Raw genomic sequence first — 10,212 nt, 5'->3', positions numbered from 1 at the left:
ATTGTTAGTATGAATCATGAGAGTTACCTCGTGTTTTGTATAAGGATTGGACACCCATATCAAAACCGGTAACTCTCAACCTTGCAAGGTCCAGTGTCAGATCAAGTCGCGACTAATACACATGATGCCAGCATAAAATCGTAATCCTCCGTCGTTTTATCACCTACCGACGCCTATCCTTCTCCCACTACCCCGTCGTGCTTACCACTGCGTATCACTCACACAACGCCCCTCTTTGCTAAAGCAGCGGACATAAAAAAAGCAGGCGTACCGTTTCCGCTCCACCCGCATTTTTGCTTGGTAATACGCCGCTGACGCTTACAGCACAATCTGCTCCATGGCTTGCAGCACCCGTTTATCCGAAATGGGATAGGGTGTGCCCAGTTGCTGGGCAAAATAGCTGACGCGTAGCTCTTCAATCATCCAGCGAATATTTTTCACACTGTCATCATCGCGCTGCGCTTCAGGCACCTTATGCCACCACTGCTGCCAGGCTTGCTGCACCTGCTCCACCTTCAACATTTGCGCCCTGTCGCGGTGAACATCCTGTGCCAATTTTTCCAGCCGACGCTCAATCGCCTGCAAATAGCGCAACACATCGGGCAGTCGCTGCCAGCCGACATCGGTGACAAAGCCGCGATAAACCAAGCCACTCAGTTGTGCTTTGATATCGCTTAACGCCAACGCCAGCGCCATATCGACCCGGCCCTTAAGACGTTTATTGATAGCGAAAACAGTGGTCAGGATCTGCTCCACCTGCCTGGCGATATCAACCACGGTTTCGTTCAGATCCGCGCGCACCTTTTCATGCAACTGCTGGAACGCGGCTTCCTCCCATACCACGCCCCCTGATTGTGCCACCAGTTTATCAACGCCGCAGGCGATGCAATCATCGATCAGATCAAGCACTTTGCCATAGGGGTTGAAATAGAGCCCCAGCTTGGCTTTATTCGGCAGCTTTTCATGCAGATATTTGATGGGGGACGGGATATTGAGCAAGAGCAGGCGACGCAGGCCGTGGCGCATCGCGTTCTGCTGCTGTTCCGGCGTATCAAATACCCGGATTGCGACGCTCTCTTTCTCATCCACCAGGGCCGGGTAAGCCTTCACCGAGTAACCGCCGCGCTTCTGCTCATAGCGTTCCGGCAGGGTGCCAAAGCTCCAAATATGCAGTCCCTGCTGTTCCAGCCCATCATCTGCAACGGCAGATAAGGTCTGCTGCACTTTCTCTTTAAGCTGGGTTTTCAGCGCCGCTAGGTCTTTGCCTTCGCGTAACGTATGATTTTTCTCATCTATCACGCGAAACGTCATTTTCAGATGATCGGACACCTGTTCCCATTGCCACTCTTCACGCGGCACGGTCACACCGGTCATCAAGCGTAGTTCACGCTCCAGCGATTCCAGCAGCCCCCGCTCCAACGGCGTGGCACGCCCGAGAAAGGCTTGTGCATAGTTAGGTGCCGGCACAAAATTGCGTCGTAACGGTTTGGGCAAGGACTTGATCAAAGCAATGATCAGGTCTTCACGCAGACCGGGAATTTGCCATTCAAACCCCTCCTCACGCACCTGATTGAGAATCGGCAGCGGAATATGCACCGTGACCCCATCCGCATCGGCACCGGGCTCAAACTGGTAGGATATACGCAGTTTAATCGCCCCCTGATGCCAGAAATTGGGATAGTCCAATGCACTGACCTTCTCCGCGCCATCTTTGATTAACATGCTCTTTTCGAAGTTGAGCAGGTCTGCGTCTGCGCGGCTGGCAGCTTTCCACCAGTTATCAAAGTGACGGGCTGAGATAACCTCGTGCGGGATGCGCTGATCGTAAAACGCAAACAACGTGTCGTCATCGACCAGAATGTCGCGACGGCGTGATTTGTGCTCAAGATCTTCCACTTCCGCCAGCAGTTTGAGATTCGTGCGAAAGAAGGCGTGCCGCGTTTGCCAATCCCCTTCCACCAGCGCATGGCGGATAAACAGTTCACGCGCCAGCACCGGATCAATCTGGCTGTAGTTAACCTTTCGCGCCGCCACAATCGGCAAGCCATACAGCGTGACTTTTTCCTGCGCCATCACCACGCCCTGCGCTTTTTCCCAGTGCTGTTCGCTGTAGCTCCGCTTAATCAGGTGCTGTGCAACCGGTTCAATCCATTCCGGTTCCAGGCGGGCCGCCATGCGTCCCCACAAGCGACTGGTTTCCACCAATTCCGCTACCATTACCCATTTAGGCGGCTTTTTAAACAGCGCAGAACCGGGGAACAGCGCGAAGCGTGCATTGCGCGCGCCGGTAAACTCCTGCTTTTCTACATCTTTCTGACCGATATGAGAAAGCATGCCGGTCAACAGAGCGCAGTGAACGCTGAGATAGTCAGCCGGTTCGCTGTTAACCGGGATGCCCAGGGTCTTCACAACCTGACGCAGTTGGGTGTAAATATCCTGCCACTCGCGCACGCGCAGGTAGCTCAAGTAGTCACTGCGGCACTGTTTACGGAACTGGCTGGATGAGAGAGCCTGCTGCTGCTCACGCAGGTAGTTCCACAGGTTGACCAGCGTGAGGAAATCGGAGGATTTATCGACAAAGCGCCGGTGTTTCTCATCGGACGCCTGCTTTTTGTCCAGTGGGCGTTCTCGCGGATCCTGAATCGACAGCGCGGCGGTTATCACCATCACTTCACGCACGCAGCGGGTTTTACTGGCCTCCAGCACCATGCGTGCCAGGCGCGGATCGATAGGCAACTGGGCCAACTGCCGTCCTGACGTCGTCAAGCGGTAGTGACCGTTCTCAGCGGTAGTGATCGCGCCCAACTCTTCCAGCAGACGCACACCGTCCTGAATGTTGCGGTTATCCGGCGCTTCAACAAACGGAAACGCGGCGATATCACCCAACCCGAGAGATGTCATCTGCAAAATGACCGAAGCCAGATTGGTGCGCAAGATTTCCGGGTCGGTAAATTCAGGACGCGACAAGAAATCGGGTTCCGAATAGAGCCGAATACAAACCCCGGCGGCCACGCGGCCACAGCGCCCTTTACGCTGATTGGCAGACGCCTGCGAAATGGCTTCGATCGGCAAGCGCTGAACCTTGGTGCGGTAGCTGTAGCGACTGATACGCGCCGTGCCGGGGTCAATCACATAACGAATACCCGGCACCGTGAGTGAGGTTTCCGCCACGTTAGTGGCCAGCACAATACGCCGCCCGGCGTGGGATTGGAAAACACGGTTTTGTTCCTGATTGGATAAGCGCGCATAAAGCGGCACCACCTCAGTGTGTGGAAAGTCCAACTTGTTGAGCGCATCGGCGGTATCACGAATCTCCCGCTCGCCTCTCATAAACACCAGAATATCCCCCGGCCCTTCGCGGCTCAGCTCATCGACGGCATCGAAAATCGCCTGTAGCTGATCGCGATCGCTGTCATCCGCCTCTTCAACCACCGGACGATAGCGTACTTCCACCGGGTAGGTACGCCCTGACACTTCCACGATCGGGGCATTGCCGAAATGGCGCGAAAAGCGCTCAGGATCAATGGTTGCCGACGTGATGATAACCTTGAGGTCGGGGCGTTTTGGCAACAGCTGGCGCAAGTAGCCCAATATGAAATCGATATTCAGGCTACGTTCATGTGCCTCATCGATAATGATGGTGTCATACTGCATCAATAACCGATCTTGCTGAATCTCCGCCAGCAAGATACCGTCGGTCATCAGCTTCACCAGTGAAGTTTCCCCCACCTGATCGTTAAAACGCACTTTATAACCGACACAGCCGCCCAGCGGCGTATCCAATTCGGCCGCGATGCGATCGGCCACGGCACGCGCAGCCAGACGACGCGGCTGGGTATGACCAATCATGCCTCTGACACCGCACCCCAGTTCCAGGCAGACCTTCGGCAACTGGGTGGTTTTGCCTGAACCGGTTTCACCGGCAACGATCACCACCTGGTTATCGCGCACCGCGCGCAAAATCTCGTCACGCTTCTGACTTACCGGCAGCGCGGGCGGGTAGTTGATGGCCGGACAACTGGCCCGGCGCTGCACAACGCGCGTTTGCGCCGCAGCGATCTCTACACCGAGTTCCTGCGCAATAGCGGCTTGCGCCTGTGGGTTACGCACTTTCGCCGCCCTCTGTAAACGGCGTTGCAGGCGCAACCTGTCGCGCAACATGAGCTCATCCAACTGAGATGACAATGCTGTAAGGGGTGATGTCACAATCCTGTTCCTCAAACGTATATCGCGCAAGCGCTACGCAGGCTGCCTCTGCGCCTGCGTTTTATCATTCGGCGGGCATGTTATCACATGCCGGCGCGGCTGTTATCACCGTGCCCTTTTTCTCTTGTTCAATAAAATCGAACAATGCCCTCGAAATATTGCACTTTCAACCTGTTGGTACACTGCATAAGATGCTAGTCATCCGGGGGCAATGACAAGACGTACCCCATCCAAACGAGAAAAGGAATGACACAATGAGCAAAGTACTAGTTCTTAAATCCAGCATTCTGGCAGGGTATTCCCAGTCAAACCAACTGGCGGATCACTTCGTCGCCGAATGGCAAGCCGCGCACCCGAACGATACTCTGACCGTGCGTGACCTTGCAGCCAACCCGATTCCGGTGCTGGATGGTGAACTGGTGGGCGCACTGCGTCCTTCCGATGCGCCGCTGACACCGCGTCAACAAGAAGCACTGGCACTGTCTGATACCCTGATTGCCGAATTGCAGGCGCATGACGTGGTGGTACTGGCCGCACCGATGTACAACTTCAATATCCCGACCCAATTGAAGAACTACTTTGACCTGGTTGCCCGTGCCGGTGTGACATTCCGCTACACCGAACAAGGTCCGGAAGGTCTGGTGAAAGGCAAACGCGCAATCGTACTGACCAGCCGTGGCGGCATCCACAAAGGTACTCCGTCTGATCTGCTGGAACCGTACCTGCGTCTGTTCCTAGGCTTTATCGGCATTACCAACGTGGAATTTGTGTTTGCAGAAGGCTACGGCCCGGATGTTGCTCAGAAAGCGACCGAAACGGCAAAAGCACAGCTCTCTTCACTGGCGGCAGCGTAATCCTAGTTTGCCGTTACCTGATGGCGCATGCGGCATCAGGCCCCAGATTCATCATTACTACCCTGTCTCAATATTGTGTGTTTGGTTAGCCACTGCGCGTCTTTCGACGCGCTTTTTTTGCTTTCAGCGCCCCTGAGCCGCCGCCGCAGCAGGCGTGACTACCGTTTGCGCACGCGTCTGTTCTCGGGTTGTGGTTTCCACCCGGCTTTCGCTTTCACTCACTGCCTCCGCCGCCGCGTTATTACCGGATTCCAGCAATCGCGTGGCATCCTTATCAGCACGAATAGTGATATCGTGCTCAACCCGGACGTTCATGTTGATGGTGATCGGTGTGGTAGGTGCAGCCACCTCAATGCGCGGCACACAGCCTGCCAGCAGCACCGTCAGCAGGCTTGCAGCCACGTAAGGTGCGCAGACAGAACGACGTCGCGTGCGCGCACTGCCTAATTTCCTGAATTTATTCTCGTTCATTGGCTCGTTGCTCTAGTGTGTCCTGCACGGTGCCGCCAAAGCGCAGGCTTTGCCAAAGCTGGCTCAGATCCTGCCAGTGGCGGTAGTTAAGTATGACCGGTTTTTGCCTGCTACGCGTCGAGTTCTTGCCTTCAATATGCGCCAGCAGCGCCATTTCACCTTGCGGCGTCATGTCCACAGAAGCATAGGCACGGCTGATTTCCAGATAACGTAGCCAGTTCACCACGGCACCTTGCGCCATGTTACGTTGCGCCAGCTCATCGGCCAGCTGTTGGTCAAGACGCAGCGTAAGTGATTTGTCGCTACGCAGCTGTCCACGCGTGATCATCTGGTTCGGGTCGGTGAAATCGAGCGGCAGTACACCACTCATTTTTCCTGAAAGAGCAAACTGCTTTATCTTGAGCGCGGTCACCAGTTCACTCAAATCAACGCCTTCGACGGTGAACAACACCGGATCGCGCAGCGGCCAACGCAGCGCAGAGAGACTGACTCTGCCCCCGAGCACGCCCATCTCCGCCTGCGACAAAATCAGAGGATTGCGCTCACTGAAGGGATAAGCGCCCTGCAATGCCAGATGGATATCCTGCATGGTGAAGACGCTGACCAGTTTGTCGATATGCAGCGTGACGGGGTGCTTGACACCAAATTCCCAGCGGTGCTGCGCAAAACGATACGGTAAAACAAAATTGACGCCGCGCACTTCCCCATCCGGCAGCCAGGCGCTGCCATTTTTAACCACCCAGTGCCCACCTGCACTGAAGCCCTGCTGACGAGCGGCTGAAAAAGCCACCTGCGCATAAAATTCCCCCGAACGGACGTTGATGTTCAGTTTCGGCGATAGCAGTGGTTGAAACACGGTTAACGGCTGCGCCGCCCACCATCCCATACCGCGCAGACGTTCACCATCCCAGCGGCCACGCAGCGCTACCGGTCCAATCGCTTCCGCATTGAGATCGCCCTGCCATTGAAAATGGGATGGGCTACGTCCTTCGACGCTAAACAGCAACTGTGAAGGGGGAAGGTATCCGCCTTCCCCCAAGTCAACCCGCTGCGAGGTCAGGCGCAATGCACCGGCGAAATGTTCCTCCCCGACTTTACGTTGCCACTGCAATGGCGCTGTCAGGGTTAAACGCGGTTGGTGCGCCAGCACGCGGCCATCGCGCAACTGATCCAACCCGCTGGAGAGTTGCTCAACCGTGATAAGCGAATCTTCCCAACGTCCATGCCCGGCGACATCCCACTGGCTCCCGAGCGGCGGCAACCGCCCTTCGCCCCAATAACGCCACTGCCAGCGGCCCTTGTCCGGCCAGAAATCTTGCGCCTGCCCATCCAGGTGCAGCGCTATACGTCCCCAGTAGCGATCCTGAGCGCGGACGATTGCCTGTAACCGACCATTCACACCGTTGGCATTCAAGCGCACACCGGCCAACGGCCAGCGCGCCTCCTCCAGCACCGTCTGCGCCGAAGGTCGCCCCCAGGCACGCAGTAGCGATCCCGGCAGCAGCGCCAGCGTTGGATTGATAACAGAACCGCGGATCTCGCCGGGAATGGTGGCACTCAACGAAATGTCAGCCAGATTGGCCTGCCCAGTAAGCTGAAAGCGTAAGGCGCTATCAATCAGCCCCACTCGACCGGGTCCCAGCACCAGCACGGCGTTGGCCCTGCCGTTATGCCCTTGCGTCAGCATATTCAGACGCGCATCAATGCGCGTTTGCTGCCAGCCATCAAGCCAGTCGTGCAGCGTCATTGAGACATTACCGGATAAGGGTTGTGCGGCGTAAGGCCAACGCCAGACGCCGTTTTCGATATCGATACGGTCTGGGCTCATTTTCCACGGCAGCGACACCAACGGCGTGCTGTCATGTTGCGCCTCCAAACGCAGAACCCCTTGAGGTCCCTGCCAGTTCAGCGCCAACGTCAGCGGATCGGGGATACTGCCGCTTTCCATGCGCCCTTGCAACGCGCCACGCAATGGCGGCTGCGACACGCTCTCCGCCAGATCTGCCTCACCGCGTAGCACCAAACGAGAAGCGACATCCGGTGCAGAGAACTCCGCGCTCTCCAACGTAAAATGCGTATCTTCCACTTTTGCCGTCAGCGATAACAGTTCACTTTGGTAACGCAGGGATTGCTGCTGGCGATCAATCACCAGTTGTACCTGCCCGGCATAACTGTCCCATGGCAAAACCGCCAGACGGCCGATATTGATGTCGGCAGCGAACAGCCGCGCCTGCCACTGTGCCAGTAACGCCGGCTCGGCGTCTGCGGCGTCAGCGGAGGACACTGGCAGGCAGGCGGTGTCCAACGTGAAGCGGTCAATGTCCACGCGCCAGCGCTGCTGTGCGCGCGCGAGCTGGATATTATCGACATCAAGTAGCACACAGTTGCCCATCGCAATGCGCACACCCGCCGTATTCACGCCCTGGTGCCAGACAGGACGGGATTTCAAGGTAAAGGATGCGCCTTCAGGCAATACGCTTCTCACCCCAGCGGCCAGCCACTGGGGTGAGGTGTACCAGATAACCAGTACAAGCAGCATTGTGCTCCCTGCGGCAAACAGACACTTTCTCATTGGGGATCCGATCGGCAGCAGTTTTTTTCACCTGTCCAGAAGTGTGTACACTTCTTTATTATTAACATTCGTTAACCTATTCAGTCACGCTTTGCACCATTCAGCGCACATATTACTTACAGATTAGTGATAAAATGTTTACTTACGCGTAAAAGCTGCAATGCTTTAGCACCAAAATCATCGCAGGCTTAAGGCACATTGATAAGCATAAAAGTGCCACGGCCACGGGTTACGGCATTCAGGTTAGGTAATGCGTTTCTTGTGTTAACCACGCTGTACCCGGAATTTGTATTTAAAGGACTACGTCATGCGCAAAAATCTTCCCATCCTCTCGCAGCGCTATTCATTGGACGCTGAGACACGGCTTATGTCTGTGACCACACCCGGTAGCTTTATTACCTACGCCAACAAAGACTTTATTCAGGTAAGCGGCTACCACGCCGAGGAACTGATGGGGGAGCCTCATAATATTATCCGACACCCTGATATGCCGCCATCCGCGTTCGCGGATATGTGGAACACCCTAAAGAAGAGCAACATCTGGACGGGCATCGTCAAAAACCGCCGCAAAAATGGCGAATTCTACTGGGTAAAGTCGAGCACAACACCGTTAAAAAAGGGCGATCGGCTTACGGGGTACATGTCTGTACGGATCGCCGCCACCCACGAGGAAATCGCCCAGGCTGAAGCCCTGTATGACCGGGTCAACCGCGGTAAACTGACACGCCAAACCTTTTTTCAAGGTCTGTTAGTCTATCGCGGCCTGTGGGGATGGTTAAACCTGACAAAAACCTTACCCTTGCGCTGGCGTATTCGTATCTGCTTTCTGCTGTGCAGTCTGTTGCCCTTATCGCTGGGGCTGCTTGCCGCCAGCTCCATCGCGGGCTGTGAATTACTGGTTCGTCAGGTAGCAGCACCACTCGCGCACATTTTGCAACAGGCAATGCGCGCCGCCGCTGGCCAGGCAGACTCCATGAAACAACTGGACCGCGTCGATGAGATCGGCATGCTGATGCGTGCAGTCAACCAATCCGGCCTGAACTTTCGTACATTCGTTGACGACGTCAACAGCAACCTGCAAGCGCTGAATACCGCCTGCCGAGATATCGCGCAGGGTAATCATACGCTGTCGCAGTGCTGCGAAGACACCGAAGACAATTTGCAACAGACCGCGGCGTCCGTAGAACAACTTACCGCCACCATTAAAAGCAATGCGGATGCCACATTGCAAGCGTCTCATTTCACACAGGATGTCAATCGAGCGGTCAACAGCGGCGAGGAGGCCGTAGGTCAGGTGTCTGCCACCATGGCAGCGATCACACAGTCCAGCGCGCGTATTACCGATATTATTAGCGTACTCGATGACCTTGCCTTCCAGACCAATATTCTGGCGTTGAACGCTGCCGTGGAAGCGGCACATGCCGGAGAACAGGGGCGAAGTTTTGCCGTGGTAGCCGGCGAAGTACGTTCGTTGGCGCAAAAGAGCGCCGCATCAGCGCGTGACATCGCCGCCATCATTGATGAGACGCTCAACACCATCAGCGCCGGAGAACATCAGGTTTCTCATACTCATACGTCCATGGGGAACATCCTGCAACAGGTGCAACGTGTCACCAATTTGATGCAGGAGATCAGCCTGGCCACGCAGGAGCAATCACACGGACTAAACCAGATCAATAGCGCGGTCACCAAGATAGATGAGCTGACCCATCAAAATACCGTATTAGCCAGCCAGTCGCACAGCGCGACCGATCAATTGGAGCGGCAAATTGCCGATATGGCCCGCGCCATTTCCGTTTTCAACGCCCCGCGTTAAGCCCTCGTTTCGCAGCCGGGTCACGTATTCAATGAGTGTATTGCTACATAGTCTGGCATGCAAAAAAGGTGTTTAAAACCAGCCTGAATGCATGAAGAGAACATAGAGCATGAATACTATTTTTATTGCGGAGCAACACATTGAATACGTGACCCGCAGCCGGATAGGATCCGTCATTCCGCACCTACTTTAAGAATAAATTCGACGGTATCGCTCGCCGAGAACATCAACGATGGTCTTGTGAACAGAATTGAGGTTGGATACTTGTGGTGGTCTGTCACCAATACTGAACT

General features: G+C 55.4%; 5 protein-coding genes. 2 read left to right on the top strand and 3 right to left on the bottom strand.

Going from position 1 to position 10,212, the window contains the following annotated elements; genetic code table 11:
* Positions 1-318: 318 nt before the first annotated feature.
* The gene (gene hrpA, locus ACTBDZ_RS11760; protein WP_438815445.1) at positions 319-4,206 is read right to left on the bottom strand and encodes an ATP-dependent RNA helicase HrpA; all 3,888 of its coding nucleotides are present in this window, start codon (positions 4,204-4,206) and stop codon (positions 319-321) included.
* 254 nt (positions 4,207-4,460) lie between these two features.
* Here hrpA and ACTBDZ_RS11755 point away from each other — a divergent pair, with 254 nt between their 5' ends.
* Positions 4,461-5,060 carry an FMN-dependent NADH-azoreductase gene (locus tag ACTBDZ_RS11755; protein ID WP_438815444.1) on the top strand — a complete coding sequence of 200 codons (600 nt, stop codon included), beginning with the start codon at positions 4,461-4,463 and terminating at the stop codon, positions 5,058-5,060.
* 123 nt (positions 5,061-5,183) lie between these two features.
* On the opposite strand, the gene ACTBDZ_RS11750 is transcribed toward ACTBDZ_RS11755, so the two are convergent.
* Positions 5,184-5,462, bottom strand: a complete 279-nt coding sequence (locus ACTBDZ_RS11750) for a YnbE family lipoprotein (RefSeq protein ID WP_438815446.1) — start codon at positions 5,460-5,462, stop codon at positions 5,184-5,186.
* Between the two features lie 55 nt (positions 5,463-5,517).
* Complete coding sequence (locus ACTBDZ_RS11745; RefSeq protein ID WP_438815443.1) at positions 5,518-8,070, bottom strand: YdbH family protein; 2,553 nt, start codon at positions 8,068-8,070, stop codon at positions 5,518-5,520.
* Positions 8,071-8,410: 340 nt separating this feature from the next.
* Between ACTBDZ_RS11745 and ACTBDZ_RS11740 the strand changes: the two genes are divergently transcribed.
* Positions 8,411-9,919: a methyl-accepting chemotaxis protein gene (locus ACTBDZ_RS11740; RefSeq protein ID WP_438815442.1), complete on the top strand. Its 1,509-nt coding sequence runs from the start codon at positions 8,411-8,413 to the stop codon at positions 9,917-9,919.
* Positions 9,920-10,212: the final 293 nt, after the last annotated feature.

Origin of the sequence: Symbiopectobacterium sp. (assembly GCF_051710365.1) — a bacterium.
Classification (GTDB): domain Bacteria; phylum Pseudomonadota; class Gammaproteobacteria; order Enterobacterales; family Enterobacteriaceae; genus Symbiopectobacterium.
This window is presented reverse-complemented; position numbering and strand designations above follow the sequence as displayed.

What these genes read in the sequence shown, in the direction of transcription:
- ACTBDZ_RS11755 (WP_438815444.1), top strand. Translation starts at nt 4,461, where the DNA reads ATGAGCAAAGTACTAGTTCTTAAATCCAGCATTCTGGCAGGGTATTCC.
- ACTBDZ_RS11745 (WP_438815443.1), bottom strand. Translation starts at nt 8,070, where the DNA reads ATGCTGCTTGTACTGGTTATCTGGTACACCTCACCCCAGTGGCTGGCC.
- ACTBDZ_RS11740 (WP_438815442.1), top strand. Translation starts at nt 8,411, where the DNA reads ATGCGCAAAAATCTTCCCATCCTCTCGCAGCGCTATTCATTGGACGCT.